The sequence below is a fragment of the Algirhabdus cladophorae genome, assembly GCF_044772865.1.
Lineage (GTDB): Bacteria > Pseudomonadota > Alphaproteobacteria > Rhodobacterales > Rhodobacteraceae > Algirhabdus > Algirhabdus cladophorae.
On sequence record NZ_CP173029.1, the window covers coordinates 2,018,833 to 2,038,660 of the forward strand.

The following is a 19,828-nucleotide window of genomic DNA, read 5'->3' on the forward strand; positions in this document are numbered from 1 at the left end:
ATCACTGCACCCGCTTCACGGTTTTTTCGATAATTAACTTATAGTTCCCCATGCCACGCCATTGGCCGCGGATCACATTTTCCACCGCCCGCAAACGCGCCCGAGCCAGTGCTTTGTCTTCGCCCGCCTGTAGGATGTAGGACAAGCGCACCGTCGAGGGTTTCGATTTGATCTGTTGCAGCACGCCGTTCACCGCACCGCCCAAGGCACGGTTTGGCGCAGAGGTATCGTTTTGGAAAGCAGCCGCTGTCAGGTCGATATCCACCACATTGCTCAAAGCCGCACCAAAGTTCATTTTGGCAAACTTACCAGCGGTCAGGCGTTCAACCCGTGGGTTTTCTGTGGTGACACGGTAGCCGCTTGGCAAAGTCCGCGTGTCCAGTTTGAGCACAAAGTTAGTCCCGATATTACGCGGCAGTGCAGCGCAAGGCACGTTGTAGCGGCCAAATTCGTCCGTGGTGATGATTGTCCCGTTCGGGGTAACCAGACGCACGCCAGCCAGTCCGGGCTCTTCGCGGTTTTCAAGGGTTGGAGCGGCTGTGAACTTGCCCAGCTTGCTGTCAAAGAGGCCCTGATCGGTGACCCCTGTGGGCAAGGTATAGGGCCCGTCTTGATAGCCGTTGCGGTTGCGGTCATCAAAGACTTTGCCGATCACATCCGAACAATCGAACACATGTTCCGGTTCGATCCTTACTTCGGCTGTGGCCACATTGGACAAGGCCACACCGTTTGGCCCCTCGATAAACGCGCGGTTGAGCAAAGTTCCATAGTTCCCGTTGGCTGCCACGCGGGTCGCAAGGGTGACTGTTGTTGTGGTCCCCGGCGCAAAGCTGGCCAACGTCCAAGACAAGCGGCGGCCATTGATCGTGGGCTCTGTTGCCACGTTGTTGACCCGTGAGGATCCCGGTGTGTAGAGCAAGCCCGCTGGCAACAGATCCACCACATCCACGTTGGTGTAGGTACGGCTGCTGTCATTGCGGAAAGACAGGGTAAAGTTCACTGTTTCACCAAAGACCGCATTGGCCCGATCCGCTGTTTTGCTGGCAAAGATCGTCGGCGCACCCGCACAATTGCGCAGTGGGATGTTGTTGTTGATGATGAACGGATCGCCTGCTGCAATCACAAAGCTGGTGTAAAACGGCGTGTTTGTCGCCGCCGAAAAATCAGCCAATGCGCCCGTGCTGCCCGCTTCATTCGAGCCAAGCGACGCTGGGTTGGCAGGCAGCAATGAGCTGGCCACCAGTGTCCCGCTGCTTAGGCGCGTGGTCGATGGCGCGCCAGAGGGCGGATAGGTGATCGCCAGCGTAAAGGTGCCCGGTGCCGTCGAGTGGAATTGGAAGAACCCGTTGGATCCATCTGCAATCACATTGATCGGTCCTGATGTCCCTACCCCTGTTTGGGTAAAGCCATTGCCAGACACACTGATCAAACCGCCTGACAGGATTGTGCCGTCTTCTTCACAATAGAAATAGCCAGTGGGGTCATAGTCTTGGCTGTCGGGGATCCCGTCGCCATCCCGGTCCTCTGTATCGCTTTCGTAGCCATCAGGCACACCGTCGCCATCGGCGTCGTTGCTGTCCAGTGGTGCCTCGCCCGTGGTGGGGGTTGGCAGTTGATCCGAGGTGACCGAGGCCACGTTCAGACCTGCCGGACGCCCTGTAACGGTCGAATAGGTCGACGTGACGGTAATTGTCGCACTCTCATCTGGGGCCAAAGTGGCGTTGCCTGTCAAGGTCTCGATATCTGCCTCGCCATCAAAGCCACCATTTGCCGCGCCATTGGTAAATCCGACGGCAGTGACTGTGGGCGGATAGGCGTCGGTCAGCAATTCACCCGGCACGACATAGGCTGTCAGATCATCTTCGACCTGAATGCCATTTTGCGTGACGTTGCCAGTATTTGTAACCGTGATGGTAAAGGTGACTTCCTCGATGGTGGGGAACAGAATCCGCGGCTGCGTGACTGTTTTGACCACGTCAAAGCTGGGCGTTGCGGTGATGTCTGCACGGGTCGGATCGGAGGGGTTGGTCCCATCATCATCGGACTGGTCAGACAGGTTCACACCACCGGGTGTGGTCCCTGTGGCCGTGGCAATGTTCTGGATCCCACCACTGTCGATGTCCGCTTGGGTCAACTCATAGGTCGCGGTGTAGGTCGCTGTTTCACCGACCTGCAGCGTACCCTCAACGGACGGCGGTGTGCCATCTGCCTCGTCAAATTCCAACACTGGGGTCACACTGTCGCCGTCAAAGTTGGTCATATTTTCAACCAAGCTGACGCCAGTCAAAGTCACGTTACCGGTGTTTTCAACCGTAATTGTAAACACAGCATCCTCGCCCGCGACCGCACCAATCGAGGCCAGCGTCTTGAGCACTTCAATCCCGGGCGTCGGCACAATTTCAAATTCGGTCTCGTCATCCACTTGGTTGCCATCGCTTGGATCGCCGTTGTTGGAGACATCGCTGACGTCCTCACCTTCTGGGTCCTGCCCAGTGGCTGTGGCCGTGTTGGTAATGCCACCGGCATCAATATCGGCCTGTTCCAAGACGTAGGTCAGGCTCCATTCCGCCACCTCATTGGGTGACAGAGTGGCTGGCACATCCACAATTTGGGCCGTGGGTTGCACAGTTACTGCAGTACCATCGGCGCGCAGCAATGTGTCCGTCACCGACAGACCTGTCAGATCAACGTTGCCAGTATTGGTGGCAAGGATTTGGAACACAACCTGATCGCCCGCTGTGCGGCCCTCAAAGCTGGACACGGTTTTGACCACGTCCAAAGCTGGCTCTTGGGTGATATCAAAGACCGTTGGATCCTCGGTATCGCTTTCGTCGCCGTCGATGCCATCGTCAGATGTGTCATCAACCACAGTGCCGTCGGGCGCTGTGCCCTCGACTGTGACCGTGTTGGACAAACCACCGGCGTTCAGATCCCGCTGGCTGAGCGTGTATTCAGCCGTGTAGACCCATGTCTCGCCTACATCCAAAAGGCCATCGCCATCCGTATCCGAGGCAGCCACCAGCACAAACGGTGCATCCAATTGCGTGGTTTCGCCATTGGCGCGCTGCATGGTGTCCACAGGCGGTGTTGTGTCCAGTGTGACATTGCCCGTGTTTTCAACTTCCAGACGGTATTCCAGCACGGCACCAACCACAGGGGCCACAACGTTGCGGGTTTTGGTCACTTCGAGGCTGGGATCACTGTCAGGGCCTTGAGTGGTCAGGTCATCTTCGACCTGATCCAAAGGATCGCCGTTTGGATCATTCGCATCCAAAGTGGCTTCGTTAAAGATCTCGCCTTCGTCCACGTCTTCTTGGGTGATCTCAACCATAAAGCTACAGCTGGTGTCAGAGTTGCCCGGTGTGAGTTCCGCAATCGTACACGGGAAAGACGGGGCCATAGTATCGTTGACCACCAGATCGCGCAGGGTCACGTTGCCTGTATTCGTCACAGTAAAGATATAGGTCAGATCGCTGCCCACATCGCCAAACGGCGTGGGCGTTGCGGATTTGACCAAGGTCATTGCAGGATCGCCGTCTTCCAGATCCGTGGTGATCTCGTCCTCATCGTCAATCGGCTGGCCATTGGGCAATGTGCCTGACGCTGTAGCTTCGTTGACGATGGATCCCGTGTCGATGTCCGATTGCAGCACAGTGTAGCTGCCTGTGCAGATCAACACATCATCGGGGGCCAAGACGATATTGGCGGGTGGTGTTGCCCCATCCAAGGTACAGGCGAAATCTGACAGCAGATCATCATCCGCCATAACACCAGAAATCGTTTGGTTGCCGGTATTGGTGACCAACACCTGATATTCGATCACATCATCAACAGCAAATGGCGTGGCTGTGGCATTCGTCACGGATTTGGCCACGGTCAATTCAGGATCCAGATCCGCTGGGACCGTTTTGGTCACAGGGTCAGATGAGGCCACAAACTCATTCGGCGTTCCAGCTGCAAAGACCGAAGAGGCAACCGCTTCGTTGGTGACAAAACCGGCATCAAGATCCGCTTGCGTGACTTCGTAGTCTGATGGGCTGGTACAGGTATAGGTGGCATTCACATTGAACACGCCTTCGCTGGCAGGTCGACAGACAAAGGGTTCTGGCGTGCCCGCCGCGTCAGTGAATTTATCATCCGTGATGGTGATATCTTCGCTAAAGCCCGCGTTACCCGAGTTGGTCAGCGTGTAGGTGTAAGGGATCAAATCCCCCGCCATGGCAAAGCTCAGATCAGACGGAACAGAATCCTTGGCAACAGTCAGAGCCGGAGACGAGCCCACAGGATATGTTGCACTGTCAGTGGGCGATGTGACATCAACCCCATCGATCGTGCCCGTGGCACTGGCCACGTTTGTCGTAGATCCCAAGGCGATGTTGGCCGCATTCAGGGAATAGCTTGCGGTACAGGTCAGTGTCTCGTCCGGGATCAATTCGTTATTGACCAATGCGGCACAGGTGATGTCTGCACTGTCCACCAGACTGTCATTGATCGTGATCGGGCCATCCACAGTGACGTTGCCATCGTTGGTCACCACAAACTGATAGTCCAAGCGCGTGTTCACATCATAGACGTCTGGCGTGGCCGACAGCAGCGTTTTGACGATATCCAAGGATTTGGTCTGGATGCCCGGAACCGTCACTTCGCTGGGATCATCCGTCGGCACCGGTGTGCCATCATACGGCACGCTGGCTGTGGCGGAATTCAGCACTTCACCTCGGTCCAGATCGTCTTGCGTGACGCTGTATTCACCCTCACAGGTCAGCATGTCACCCGGTGCCAAAGTCTGCAGCGGACAAGTCACCACATTGCCTTGGGCCTCGATCAATGGATCGCTGACAGTGACTTGTTCGGTCAGGGTCACGGTGCCGGTGTTTTCGACGACAAAGCTGAATGTCAGGATCTGACCCAGGGTGTCAAAGCTGTTGGCCCCCCCTGCATCCACGACCAACGACTTGGTCATCTCAATGGCCGGATCGGGATCAATGGTTAGGACGGTTGGATCATCCTCCCCGCCTCCGTCGGCGGGATTGTTGCTGTCGGTGACATCGGTGATTTCGCCCCCAACAGGTGGTGTGCCTGCCACGGTGGCCGTGTTTTCGATGCCGCCTGCATCAATATCCTCTTGGACCAACCGATAGGTCGCGTCATATGTCGCCGTCTCATTGGGCAACAAGATCCCCACGCCCGAGTTTTGATTGGCGCCCGAAAAGCTGGGGCCAGAGGTTAACATCAAAGGCGTACCATCCGCGCGTGTGAGCGTATCAACGACACTGACACCCGTGAGGGTCACATTGCCAGTGTTCTGCACAGTAATCCGGAACGTTACCAGTTCACCCACACCTGTCACGCTGGAGGTGATCGATTTTACGCCTTCAATTGAAGGATCGGCAGGCACACCTACGACCGTAGGATTGTCATCCCCGTCACCGGGCACACCATTGTCGGATGTATCATCAACCGTTGTGCCATTGGGGCTGGTGCCTTCGGCCTCAACCGAGTTGCTAACGCCGCCTGCATCAATGTCGTCTTGCTGCAATTCATAGGTGGCTTCATAGGTCCAGACTTCGCCCACTTCCATAACGCCTGCCACGCCAGCATCGCCAGACTGCAAGGTTGGGCCACTGTCCAATGACAGTGTATCGCCGTCGACCTGTTCGAATGTATCGTCCAGTGTGATCCCTGTCAGGGTCTGGTTGCCGTCATTGGTCACCCTGATGGTAAAGGTCACAGTCTCGCCCGCCACAGGTGGCGTGCTGAGGGCCGAGGCATCAAAGGTTTTGACCACAACCAACGACGGATCGGCCGCCTCTGGTGTCACTGTCTCAGTGTCGGTTCCATCAGGGGGTGTTGTGCCCGGAGGACTATCAGTGACCACTGTGGCCACGTTCACAATTGCGGTTTGTGTATCGATATCCTCTTGATTGATGGTGTAGCTGGCGGTGAATTGTACCACATCGCCCGGGGCCAAACTGTCCCAGACCCCGTTGGCAGCCGCATCGATACTGTCATTTTGTATGCCCGCATCCGATGTCTGAGTGTCGCCGGCAATTGGCAAGGTCACTGTGCCAGAGGCCGATGTGTGTTGGTCGTCCAGCGTCACATCGGTCAGGGTCACATTGCCCGAGTTGGTCACGGTATAAGTGTAGTTGATCACCTCATCCACGACGCCCTCAACAGTGCCCACAATCGCCTTGTCAAAGGTCAGATCTGGCATGCGGTTAGAGTCCACAGTTTCCGTGGCGCGCGCAGGACCGGGGTCCGTCGGCAGCGGCACTTCAGTGCTTTCGACTGTGGCAATATTGGTCACACCGCCATTGTCGATGTCCTGTTGAGTCACCGGATAAGGCGCGGTGCAGCTGATGTTTTCACCAGGTGCTAAGCCCGTAGCGGGCATTGTGCCACAATCGAACGTACCGATTTTGTCGTCAGTCACTTCAGGCTGATCAAACAACGTGATGTTACCGATGTTCGCCACCACATAAGTATAGGTGACGATCTGACCGGCCGTTGTGATCTCGGCCAGATCCGCGTCTTTGGTCAGGGCAAAGGCAGGTTCTTGTGGTGGACCTTGGGCAAAGACATCATCGGTCGCAGTGATCGGATTACTGTCAGGATTTTCTGGCTGAGTGGTCACTGTGGCTGTGTTTGTCACACCACCCAAAGTCTGCCCTGTGCCATTGGTGCCGCTGTCGCGGTCTAGATCGTCCTGAGTGATCGTGTAGACCACATCACAAAACGCGTCCTCACCGGGTTCCAGATCCGGCAGGGTACAGCCTTGCGGTACAACAGTCAGATCGTCGGTAATTACAGGCGCGTTCAGCGTGATGTTGCCAGTGTTCGTGGCGGTCAGACGGAATGTGATCTCCTGCCCTTCCAGCAAAAATGCAGGTCCCGTGCCGGGATCAGGAATGATTGTTTTGGCCAGCGAAATTAGCGGCGCTGGTGGATCCAACGGGTGATCGTTTTCACCCTCTTCCTCGATCTCGACGCCTTGTGGGTCTGTGCCGGTCACAGTGGCTACGTTGTTGAGGACGTGATCTGTGACATCAGTTTGGCTTTGGCCATCGATGTCCTCTTGGGTGACCTCATAACTGCCAGTACAAATCAACGCCTCCCCGGGCAACAAAACCACATTGGTCGGGGCTGCCGCACCATCAAAAGTACATGTCAGCGCAGGGATCAAAGGATCATCAACGCTGACACCTGAAATCGTTTGGTTCCCATTGTTGGTAGTGGTGATCGTGTAATTGAGCGTATCGCCAGCCTCTGCCGGGCTTGGGTCCGTTGGATCAACAGCCTTGACCACGATCAGCGATGGATCCTCGTTGGCTGTGACGGTTTTGGTGGCGGCGGGGGACACCACGAAGGTTTCATTGGCCGTTCCTGGCGCAAAGACCGTGTTGGCAATCGCCTCGTTGGTGACAAAGCCCGCGTCAAGATCATCTTGGGTGACATTGTAAGTCTGGTCCGGGCAATCAAAGCTGGCGCCGATGGAAAAGATGCCTTCGCTCGAGGCACGACACAAGAAAGGAACAGGCGTGCCAGTGCCATCAACCAAGCGGTTGTCGGTGACAAAGATGTCTTCTGACAGATCAGTACCACCAGTGTTGGTCACCGTGTAGGTATAGACAATCGGATCGTTCAGAGTGCTGAATGTCACGTCAACAGGATCGCTGTTCTTGGCAAGGCTGATCGCTGGGGACGCACCCACTGGATAGATCGCGTTGTCACTGTTGGATGTAACTGGATCCCCGGCAAACGTCCCAGTGGCACTGGCCACGTTGGTGGTCGAGCCCAGCAAAATGTCACCGCCTCCAATGTCATAGGTGCCCGAACAGGTGTAGACATCATCCGGTTCCATCACCCCGCCCGGCAGTGTCGGACAGGTGATATCCGCGGCATCTACGATGCTGTCGTTGATCGTGATCGGACCATCGATGGTGGTATTGCCAGTGTTGGTGATCTGAAAGCTGTAGGTCAGTACTGTGTTGACCGCGAAAAGATCCGGGACAGCGCTGGTCAGGGTTTTGACCATGGTCAGTTCGTTGTTCTGGACCGCAGCAATCGTAAAGGTATCGTCGTTGGAATCGACGGTGTTGCCCTGATATTCGGTTGAGGCCGTCGCTGTATTGGTGATCGAGCCTGTGGCACTGTTCAGATCAGATTGTTCCGCCACCCATAGCAGTTCACAGATCACTTGGCCCATAGGCGCAATTGGACCCGACGCGCAGGTCAGCGTGCCGGGGATTTGGTCATCCACCAGCGTGATGTCATCGGTCGTGGTCACGTTGCCCGTGTTGGTGATCACATACTCAAACGTGACCTCGTCGCCCACTTCTTCGAAACTGGCGGCCGAGCCTGCTTTGAGGCGTTTCAACAGGGTAAGTTCCATATCCTGATCGGCATTGACCGTTTCAGTATCGGTGTCGGAAATCGTGGCAACCGTTGGATCACCGGGATTAACCGCTACAATCGGCTGACTGATCGTCGCAGTCGCTTCATTGGTAACAAAGCCATCGTCGAGATTGTCTTGTTTGACTTGGTACGTTGCCTCGCAGGTCAATGTCTGCGTCGGGGCAAGGCCCCCTGCCGGCAAGGCCGGACAGGTCACAGTGCCGATCTTGTCATCCACCAAAGTGGGCGCGGCTGTGATCGTAACGTTGCCGTTGTTGGTAATCGCAAAGGTGTAGGTCAGCACTTCGTTCAAAGTGTCAAAGTTGCTCTGCGGCGCCTTTTGGTTTTTGTCCAATGTGAAGGATGGCGCTTGGGTTGGGCCCAATACAGTCACCGTGTCGCTTTCCTGTACAGATGTGCCTTTGACCTTGGATTGGCCTGTAACTGTGGCTGTGTTGGTATAGTTGCCTGCGTCGATGTCGCCTTGATCAAAGACTTTGGTCGCGGCCAGTTGCGTTATGCCATCGGCACACAGGGATGTGCTGTCGCCCGGCTCTAGTTCTGGCAACGGGCAGCTAAAGCCCAGATCGGGATCGTTTAACGTGATCCCTGACATGGTGACATTGCCGTCGTTGGTCACACTAAAGGTGTAATCCTCGCTGTCGGGCAGCGCGCCAAACGCCGCGTCCGTGGACAGTTTTTCAATGGCCAGCGAGGCATTTTCCGCAGGACCCGAGACCACTTCCGTAGCAGTTTGGTCTGCAGGATCAGTGACGCCTGTGGGTGTATCAACAGTGACGCTAGCCGTGTTGGTAAAGGTGCCCGCATCCACGTCGGCTTGCAAAATCGTGTAAGTGCCCACACAGCTGTCGTCTGTAGCGCCCGGCTCAATCGAGGCGATGGTACAGCTGGCAGGGGTCAACAGCGCATCGGTGATCTGAACGTTCAGCAGACGCGTGTTGCCCGTGTTTGTCACGGCCAGCGTAAACTCGACCTCGTCGTCTTTGACGGTAAAGCCGCCATCCGCAGTTTTGCTAAAGGTATAGCTGGAGGTCCGTACAGGGCCATTGACCGTGTTATCATCAGTTTTAGTGGCCACATCCGGCCCTGCGGCCGTGACTGTGTTCAGAACAGAGCCTGCATCGATATCATCCTGATCGACAGTATATTCATAGGTACAAATGTCGTTTGTATCGCCGACTTGCAGCAGCGGGATCACACAGGAATAGCTGGCATCCAAGCTGTCGGTCACAGTGATATCCGTGACTGTTTGAGTGCCGATGTTTGCGACTTCAAACGTGTAGGTGATTTTTTCGCCGACAGTCGTGAAATCCGTTTTGTCCGCAACTTTCAGAACAGAGATTTCTTGGTTGGGCACAGTGGGATCAATCTCAACTGTGTCCATGGCCGTACGTTCCAAAGATCCGCCCGTACCAGTCTGGCCTACGGCACGTGCAGTGTTGACGACTTCTTCGTCGTCCACATCGTCTTGGTCAGTGGTGTAGGTGCCTGTACACGTGGCCACATTGTTCGGGGCCACAGGCGACAGATCAGTGACAGAACAGACCAGCGCCGGGATTAGTGGATCAGTCACAACCACAGATGTCAGGGTGACATTGCCAATGTTTGTGATGGTGAATGTATAGGTGATGTCCTGATTGGGACCTGTGAATTGCGTCGGAGCGCCGACCTTGGTGAAAGTAAAATCAGGGTCTTCTACCACGCCGACAGTGGCCTCGGACGGATCTGACGTGATCGTCACTGTGGCACCATTATTGGTAAAATCGAATGAGGCTGTCGCGGTGTTCTTGACCTCGCCTGCATCCAATTCGGCTTGGGTCGGATTATACGTGGCCGTACAATCAAAATCCTCACCCGGCGCAAAGGTATCGGGCAAGACGGGCTGGGCCGAACAATCCACAGCTGTCAATTTGATATCGTTAATCGTGATCGGCTGGTCGGGTAAGATAATCTCGGTATCGCCGGAGTTGAACACATTGAACGTGTAAGTGATCGTGTCGGTTGTCGCATCCACAGTGGCAACATCGGCAGTTTTGCTAAGGGTCACAGCAGGTGTCAGATCAGGTGACACAGTTTCCGTGGCTTCATTACTGTCCAAAGTGCCTGCGGTTGCGGTCGCCTTGTTGACCACGGTTCCAGCCAAAACATCATCGGGTTTAACGGTGTAATCGGCTGTACAGCTTTGCACAGCACCGCGTAAAAACGGTGTAACAAAACAATCAAAGGTTCCGATTTTGTCGTCAGTGATGGTGACTTTGTCAGCGCCCAAGGTGCCCGTAGTGATGTCAATGTTGCCGGAGTTTGTGATCTCGTATGTGTAGGTGATCGTGTCGCCCACTTCAAAATCAGCCGCTGACACCATAGGGGCGGTTTTGGTCATGGTCATTTCTGGATCCAGAACCGCACTCACAGTTACCGTGTCATCGTTGCTAACAACTTCATCACCGGTGCCCTTTGCATTGGCTTTGGCACTGGCTTCATTGACCACTTCGCCTTCGTTCAGATCATCCTGATCCGTGGTGTGGGCCACGGAGGTACAAACGATCGAACTCATCGGAGCGATTTCTGGGTCCACACAGGTGACCGCCACCAGATCATCCATCACAACAGGTGTCTCAAGCGTGACATTGCCTGTGTTGGTCAGTTCGAACTCGTAAAACAGATCCACGCCGGTATCGCTGAAATTCGTCGGGCTGGCCGAGGTCAGACGTTTGTCCAATGTCAGACCAGTTGTGCGATCTGCGGTCACTGTCGCGTCGTCATCATCCTGGGCTGTAAACGTCCCAATTGTGATCGAGGCGGAGGCGTTGTTGTCGATCTGGCCCGCATCAATGTCGTCTTGATCCACGGGATAGTTGGCCAAACAGGTGATTGAGGCACCCGGTGCAACAGGACCAGACGGACAGGTCGCCCCCCCTGTCAAAACATCGGTGATCACTGGTGGGCCGGGAAAGGTCACGGTGCCGGTATTTGTCACCAAAATTTCGTATTGAATGACATCTGAGTCGTCATCATAGGTCGCAGTCGTCGCCGTTTTTTCGACCGACAGATCTACATCAGGCGTCTGCCCAGGGATCGATACAAAGTCTGTGTCGTCAACTTCGGTGCCAAATGGATCATCTGCTGTTACCTCAACATCATTGCGCAACTCTGTACCCGAGGTCGCGAAATTATCCAGATCGCTTTGTTTGACCGAATAGCTGCCCGTACAAGTGGCACTTTCATCCGGGGCCAGATCAGGGATCACGCAGGACAGCCCCGGAAGCAGGCTGTCGGTGACGTTGAAATTGGTCAGGGTGACATTACCGTCATTGAAGACTTCAAAACTATAGGGAACCGCGCTGCCTTTGGGGCCAAACTGGGTTAGAGTTGTGGACTTTTCGATGCGTACAATAGGATTTGAAGCAGGACCATTTACCGTCACAGTGTCTGTCAGGTTGCCCAAAACGCCAAAATCCGGCGTACCGGTCGCCTGCGCAATGTTCGTCACGCCGCCTGCATCTACGTCCTCTTGGGTAACAGTGTAAATACCGGTACAGGTCGCGAAATTCGGTGTCTCGTTCGGGTTCACATCCAAAATTGTCGTGGTGTCGCAGGTGACGCTAGAAATTTTGTCGTCTGCAACGGACAGACTGCGAATTGGCACCGACCCGATGTTGGTGACAATGTATTCATATTCAATTTCTTCATCGACAACCAAGAAATCCGTCTTGTTGGCTGTCTTTTCCAACGTGTAGCCCGGCGCAACGGTCACAATGTCTTGGTTCGTCAGAGAAGGCCCACGACGGAAATCCCAATAGTTGTCGTTGGGATCATCATCGCGGATTTGCTGGGTTGTGCCGTTGTTGTCTAGGATATCCTCAAGCAAGGTTTGGTTTGTGCTTTCAAACCAGCCCGTGTTGAAGGTATTGTTGCCAAAACCTTGGGTAAAGCCAAAGCTGGTGGTGCCTTCGTTGTTTGTGATCTCGGTCTGCACGGTGGACCAGTTGCCAACGCTAAAGCCGTTGATCAGAAGATCGATATCGCCTTCGTCAAACCCGCCCGGTTGCGTGTCGCCATCATAGGCCGAAAACCGCACGTGCATTGTCGCAATGCCACCCCCGAAATAGTCACGACAGGATGAAAATCCGCAGTTGAGCGAGATCGGATCGTTGATTGTAAACGGGTTGCCGCGAAACGCCGCAGGATTGCCTGAGTTTTGGAACCCACGAAACGCGCCGTCAGGGCTGGAAAACTGGTAGTAGATGTTACCGTTGTCGCCGATAAAGACAAACGCGACGCCACCTGCTTCGGGATATTCGCCCGGCAATGTGATAGAGGTACCGGGCACGGTCGTGGTATAGGTTGTCGCCAGCGCAGCCAGCGGCCACAGCATCAGCGTGACAAGAAACACAAGTACAGCCCGCAAAGACTTTAACCCTTCATACACAAAGGTCATTGGCCACATCCCTCTTTAAAGCGTCCCACCTGTTGCGGAGGGCTCATTTTCTTGCTCAATCAACTTATCTTGGTCTCCGCGGCGCCCCCACAACCACTATGGGTTGTATGCCGACGGGTCTTGGAGCCCAAATTAAGCCTTCGTTAAGGCTTGGTGCAAGAAAAAACATATATTTCGTAAGGGGAAAAAGGGTTTGTATGGATCACTTTGCGTAAGTGAGGTTTCCAGACACCTTTTCGTTGCAAAATTGATCACAGATTAAGCGGCTGCCCATGACGCGCGCAAAGACCCCTCCCAAAGGAAGGGATCTTTGCGTCTTAGCTTAGTTTAGTGCGGCATCCGTGATCTCGGATGTCCATGCGCCAACAGGCTCGGCCGTAATCACTGGATCCGATCCACCGGCCAGCAACGTGGCTACTGTCCGTTCGAAATCAGCTGGATCCAAGGCGCCGTTACTGCCCGCCGTCAGCTTGGCAATCTCAGCCATCATCCGCATTTGATGAGCTTCAGTCTGTGCACCGCTTTCATCATTGTCCAACACAATCCCTGCGGCTTCATCGGCATTGGCCTCGGCGTATTTCCACCCCTTCATGGAGGCGCGCACGAACCGGACCATCTTATCTTTAAAAACAGGGTCAGCCAGGTTTTCTTCCAGCGCGTAGATCCCGTCTTCTAGGGTTGCAACACCTTGGTCCTCATATTTGAACGTCACAAGGTCGTCCGGATTCACGCCAGCATCCAAAACCTGACCATATTCATTATAGGTCATGGTCGAAATGCAATCGGCCTGCTTTTGCAAAAGTGGATCCACGTTAAAGCCCTGCTTGAGCACGGTCACACCGTCCGGCCCGCCATCTGTCGAAATGCCCTCTTGCGACATCCACGACAGGAACGGGTACTCGTTGCCAAAGAACCAAACCCCAATGGTTTTGCCTTTGAAATCCGCTGGCGACGTGATCCCGCTGTCTTTCCAGCAGGTCAGCATCAGCCCCGAGGATTTGAACGGTTGCGCAATGTTAACAACAGGCAGCCCCTTTTCACGGGCAGCCAAAGCCGAGGGCATCCAGTTGAGCATCACATCAGCGCCGCCACCGGCCAAAACCTGTGGTGGAGCGATATCGGGACCACCGGGCAAAATGGTCACGTTCAGCCCCTCTTCTTCGTAAAACCCTTTGTCCAAAGCCACATAATAGCCAGCAAATTGGGCTTGGGTGACCCATTGCAACTGCAGCTTCACATCATTGGCATGGCCACCCGCAAAGGCCAGACCGGCACTAAGCGCAAGGGCCGCAGCGGCCCCTAATACTGTTTTTCTCATGTCTTCTCTCCTTGTTGTATGTGTTTACGTGTTAATGCTGTGACGGGTGCCAGAACGTCAGACGCCGCTCGATAAAGGCGATTGCCCCGTAGAAAACAGATCCTGCAATGGCCGCGACGACGATCTCGGCCCAAACCATATCCAACGCCAATTGCCCAACGGACACTGATATCCGAAAGCCCATGCCAACCACCGGGGAACCAAAGAATTCGGCGACAATTGCACCGACCAAGGCCAGAGTTGTACTGATTTTGAGCCCGTTAAAGATAAAGGGCAAGGCCGCAGGCAGTCGCAGTTTTAAAAGGGTCTGCGTCGGATTGGCCGCATAGGTGCGCATCAAATCGCGCTGCATGGCTGTGGCCTCGCGCAGGCCTGCGACCGTGTTGACCAGCATCGGAAAGAACACCATGACCACAACAACCGCCGCTTTGGATTGCCAATCAAAGCCAAACCACATGACCAAAATCGGCGCGGTGCCAACAATCGGCAAAGCCGCCATAAAATTGGCCACGGGCAGCAAACCACGGCGTAAGAAATCCCAACGGTCGACCAAAATAGCCACACCAAACCCCGCACTGCATCCAATGACATATCCGCTGAGTGCGCCTTTCAAAAAGGTTTGAACAAAGTCAGCCCAAAGGATCGGGATCTCGCTGACAAACCGTGCCGCGATTACACTGGGGGCTGGCAAAATGACCAAGGGCACTTCTAACCCGCGCACCACCAATTCCCACATCAGCACCAAACACAAACCAAAGATCACCGGCACCGCCAATCGGGTGGATAGCCTGTCTGCCACCACCCCATTGGCCAATCGGACATTCAACATCCATCCCGCAGCCCAAACGGCCATTGCCCCAAAGACCAAGCTCATGACTGCATCCCCATACGTTTGAGGACGACACGCTCGACCAGAGCGATAATCGCCACCAGAAGCGCAGCCAGTAAGGCGGCTGTGAACAGAGCAGACCAAATTTGAACCGTCTGTCCGTAATATGTGCCCGACAGCAGCCGCGCGCCAAGGCCCCGCACAGCACCCGTTGGCAACTCACCAACGATGGCGCCAATCAGGCTGGCCGCCATGGCGATTTTGAGGCTGGCAAAAAGATAGGGCAAAGACGCAGGCAGCCGCAGTTTCCAAAACACATGAGTGCGGCTTGCGGAATAAGTCCTGAGCAAATCCAACTGCATGGCATCTGGTGCACGCAGACCTTTGACCATTCCGACAACGACCGGAAAAAAGGACAAATATGCACTGATGACAGCCTTTGGAAACGTGCCCTGCACTCCAATTGAATAGAGCACCACAATGATCATCGGGGCGATGGCAATAATCGGGATCGTTTGGCTGACAATCGCCCAAGGCATGACCGACATATCCATCGTACGCGAATGCACGATCCCGATGGCCAATAGGATCCCTGCCCCCGTCCCGATAGCAAACCCCATCAAGGTTGCACTCAAAGTGATCCAACCATGAAAAAGCAACGACCGCTTAGAAAATGCTTTGCCTTTCAGCACCATAGCCCCGGTTGTTTTCCACATTTCTTGGCCAACTTGGTGTGGCATGGGCAGCTTTGGACGGTCTTGCCCGAACGAAGCCGCTGCCACTTGGCTGAATGACAATTCCTCCCCTGCCCTCTCGGCCTGTTGCAAAGTCCAGGTGGAATTCATCCAAACCGCCGCGGCGTACCACAGCGCTAAAATCGCAGCCAAAACCGTCAAAATGGGCACTACGCTGCGCATCAGAGCAGGCTCCTTGTTTCTTTTTTCCCCAAATACTCAAATCCCAGACTTTCAAATGTTCCAGTCGATTTTGACTGTCGCATTGAGTATTTTAAGAAAAAAGAAACCAAGACATCGCTAAACTTACGACGCGGTACAGGCTGGAGAGCCGATGACCGTGAAAGAAGAAGCCGCCCGGTGGACACCAAGCCATCGGGCGCATCTGTTTCCTGCAGGCTACTGATCATGCCCTGCCCTCAGTCCTTCGCGAACACGGTGTGCCAAAGCGATAAATTCCGGACTGTCGCGTATGTCTAAAGGCCGGTCTTTGGGCAACGGGCTATCGATCACATCGGTAATCCGACCGGGGCGAGGTGACATAACAACGATCTTAGTGCTCAGATAGACGGCCTCTGGGATCGAATGGGTGACAAAGCCAATGGTTTTGCCCGTTCGTGCCCAAAGGGCCAGAAGCTGCTCGTTTAGGTGGTCGCGCACAATTTCATCTAATGCACCAAAAGGCTCGTCCATCAGCAAGATATCCGCATCAAATGCCAAAGCGCGGGCGATGCTGGCCCGTTGTTGCATACCGCCACTCAATTGCCAGGGAAACTTTTTGCCAAAGCCCTCTAAATCGACCAGTTTTAACACCTTCTCGATCCGCGCCACAGCATCTGATTTGGAAAACCCCATAATCTCTAGCGGCAGGCGGATGTTGCCCGCAATGGTGCGCCATGGGTAAAGCCCTGCCGCTTGAAAAACATAGCCATAGGCGCGCTGCTGCCGAGCTTCGTCCGGGCTGACACCATTGACGGTTAGCTGGCCGCCCGTTGGTTGCTCCAAAGCGGCCATAGCGCGCAGAAACGTCGTTTTGCCGCAACCAGATGGCCCAATAAAGCTAACAAAATCGCCTTGGTGGATATCAAGGCTCACCCCTTTGAGCGCGTGCACAGGCCCATCGTTGGTTTGGAACGTGAGGTCGAGGTCTTTCGATTGGATCACAATCTGTGGCGGTGTCTGCGTCATAGGGGTTTAGATGCCCGCCGGAATGTTCAGCGGATCCCGCTCGATCTTGCGTGGTGAATTCAACGCCTTCCACTGGCTCAGTGCCGTGTGGGCTGAGGGGAATGGCGGACGCGGCACAAACTTACCTCGACCTGGATTGGGCTGGCTGTTTTTACCCCAAGACCAGATCACCTCTCCACGGCTGAGCGTATGACGCGACTGGGCCGTGACTTCAAACCCTTCAAACACATTATAATCCAGAACAGAATGATGGTTTGCAGGCGAAATCGTTTTGCTGATCGCAGGGTCCCAGACGACGATATCCGCATCAGCGCCTTCTACAATCGCCCCCTTTTTCGGATATATATTCAATATCTTAGCCACATTTGTTGAGGTCGCTGCGACAAATTCGTTCATCGTCAAGCGGCCTGTTTCAACGCCTTCGGTCCACAAAACAGCCAAGCGTTCTTCCAACCCGTTGGAGCCATTGGGAATGATCCGAAAATCATCCCGCCCCGCACGTTTTTGGGCGGTGTTAAACGCAGCATGATCCGTGGCCACCACTTGCAAAGACCCCGCCTGCAAACCGGCCCACAGGCTGTCTTGGTGATCTTTCGAGCGGAACGGCGGGGACATCACACGTCGGGCCGCATGATCCCAATCCTTGTTGAAATATTCGCTTTCGTCCAAGGTCAAAAACTGGATTAAAGGCTCGCCATAAACACGCATGCCCTTTTGCCGGGCACGTCGAATGGCCTCATGGGTCTGCTCGCAAGACACATGGACAATGTACAAAGGCACGCCCGCTGTATCAGCAATCGTAATCGCCCGGTTGGCCGCCTCACCCTCCAGTTCTGGCGGACGTGAATATGCGTGACCCTCGGGCCCCGTGATCCCCTGATCATAGTATTTCTGCTGCAGCTCAGCTACCAAATCGCCGTTCTCGGCATGGACCATGGGCAGACCACCCAACTCGGCACAGCGCTTGAAGGAGGCAAACATCTCGTCATCCTCGATCATCAACGCGCCTTTGTAAGCCATAAAGTGCTTAAAGCTGTTCACCCCCATATCAATGGCATCCTTCATGCCGTTGAACACCCCCTCGTCCCAGCCGGTAATCGCCATGTGATAGCCCACATCGGAACAAATCTGCGGGGCGGATTTGCGGTGCCAGTCATTGATCGCGTTCTTGAGATCACCATCCGCACCGGGCAAACAGAAATCCACCACCATCGTGGTGCCACCAACAGCCGCAGCCCAAGTGCCACTTTCAAACGTCTCGGCAGCCGTGGTCCCCATAAAGGGCATTTCAAGATGCGTGTGAGGATCAATGCCGCCTGGAATAACATAAGCGCCCTCAGCGTCGATGTACTCATCCCCAACCAGATCCTCACCGATCTGTTTGATGATCTCACCTTCGATCAGAACATCCGCTTTCCACGTGCGATCCGCAGTACAGACCGTGCCGCCTTTAATAACTTTGGTCATCCGTCACCTTCCCCAGTTTCTTTTTGCCCCCAATATCAACGGGGGGGTGAGGGCAAAGCCCCCCTATCTCAATCAACGATTTCAGCAGTTTCCATCACGGCATGAAACAACACATTGGCCCCTGCTGCGGCCCAGTCCGGGCTGATTTCTTCGGCCTCATTATGACTGAGTCCATCCACACACGGGCACATCACCATAGCTGTCGGGGCCACCCGGTTGATCCAGCACGCATCATGACCCGCACCAGAAATCAGATCCATATGGGAGTGGCCCAAACGCTCGGCGGCGGCGCGCACAGCTGTCACACACCCCTCATCAAACTTTACAGGATCGAACCCTCCAACCTTTTCATAGGTTACATCCAGGCCCATTTCTTTACATATTGCGTCAGTTTCAATCTTAAGACGCTTTTCCATATCCTCGATAACTGTCAGGTCAGGCGAGCGGAAATCGACGGTAAACACAACTCTTCCCGGGATCACATTGCGACTGTTGGGATGCACATCGATATGGCCTGCTGCCCCCACCGCATGGGGCGCATGGGACCAGGCAATCTCATCGACCTTCTGCAAGACCCGTGCCATGCCGAGGCCAGCGTTCTTGCGCATAGGCATCGGGGTTGACCCTGTGTGACTGTCCTTGCCCGTGATCGTCACTTGGGTCCAAGACAGGCCCTGCCCATGGGTCACCACGCCCACATCACGGCCTTCAGCCTCTAGGATCGGTCCCTGTTCGATATGCAACTCAAAGAAGGCATGCATCTGACGGGCGCCAACCTCTTCATCGCCTTTCCAGCCAATCCGCTCCAACTCATCGCCAAATTTCAGGCCCTCTGCATCCTCGCGCCCGTAAGCCCAATCCTGCGTGTGGATACCGGCGAACACGCCGGAGGCCAGCATTGCAGGGGCAAAGCGTGTGCCCTCTTCATTGGTGAAATTCGTCACAACAATCGGGTGCTTGGTCCTAATGCCCAGATCGTTCATCGAACGAATAATCTCAAGCCCGCCAAGCACGCCCAGTACACCATCGTATTTGCCACCCGTGGGCTGCGTGTCCAGGTGGGAACCGACATAGACAGGGAGAGCATCCATGTCAGTTCCCTCGCGGCGGGCAAACATATTGCCCATCTGATCGACCCCCATGGTCATTCCTGCAGCAGCACACCAATCCGCAAACAAATGGCGGCCTTGGCTGTCTTCATCCGTCACGGTTTGGCGATTGTTACCCCCAGCCACACCAGGGCCAATCTGTGCCATTTCCATCAGACTGTCCCACAACCGCTCAGCGTTGATTTTCATATTTTCGCCGGGGGCAGCCATGGCAGCGTCCTTTGTTTGTTGCGCGCCAGTTTCGCCTACGGGTGCGTGGCGATCTGCTGCGCGATGTCCCTGACCAGAGCTCTTTTTACCAACTGGTCAATATAACGCTACCATGGC

Annotated in this window: 7 protein-coding genes; all 7 read right to left on the reverse strand. The window is 54.8% G+C overall.

Translation table 11 applies throughout. From position 1 onward, the window contains the following. Position 1 precedes the first annotated feature (1 nt). A complete protein-coding gene (locus ACIRQ6_RS09790; protein WP_420860403.1) occupies positions 2–12,856 on the reverse strand; it encodes a DUF7507 domain-containing protein in 12,855 nt (4,284 codons plus the stop codon). 322 nt (positions 12,857–13,178) lie between these two features. Continuing rightward, positions 13,179–14,174, reverse strand: coding sequence for an ABC transporter substrate-binding protein (locus tag ACIRQ6_RS09795; protein ID WP_420860404.1), 996 nt, complete (start codon positions 14,172–14,174; stop codon positions 13,179–13,181). 31 nt (positions 14,175–14,205) lie between these two features. Then, positions 14,206–15,048, reverse strand: a complete 843-nt coding sequence (locus tag ACIRQ6_RS09800; protein ID WP_420860405.1) for an ABC transporter permease — start codon at positions 15,046–15,048, stop codon at positions 14,206–14,208. Beyond that, positions 15,045–15,920 carry an ABC transporter permease gene (locus ACIRQ6_RS09805; protein WP_420860406.1) on the reverse strand — a complete coding sequence of 292 codons (876 nt, stop codon included), beginning with the start codon at positions 15,918–15,920 and terminating at the stop codon, positions 15,045–15,047. The genes ACIRQ6_RS09800 and ACIRQ6_RS09805 overlap by 4 nt, the downstream gene beginning before the upstream one ends. 216 nt (positions 15,921–16,136) lie before the next feature. Continuing rightward, on the reverse strand, positions 16,137–16,925 hold the full coding sequence (locus ACIRQ6_RS09810; protein ID WP_420860407.1) for an ABC transporter ATP-binding protein: 789 nt from the start codon (positions 16,923–16,925) through the stop codon (positions 16,137–16,139). 6 nt (positions 16,926–16,931) lie between these two features. Then, positions 16,932–18,392: a dihydropyrimidinase gene (hydA, locus tag ACIRQ6_RS09815; protein WP_420860408.1), complete on the reverse strand. Its 1,461-nt coding sequence runs from the start codon at positions 18,390–18,392 to the stop codon at positions 16,932–16,934. 68 nt (positions 18,393–18,460) lie between these two features. Beyond that, positions 18,461–19,711 (reverse strand): Zn-dependent hydrolase, encoded by a 1,251-nt coding sequence (locus tag ACIRQ6_RS09820; protein WP_420860409.1) that lies wholly within the window; start codon positions 19,709–19,711, stop codon positions 18,461–18,463. Between the last annotated feature and the right edge of the window lie 117 nt (positions 19,712–19,828).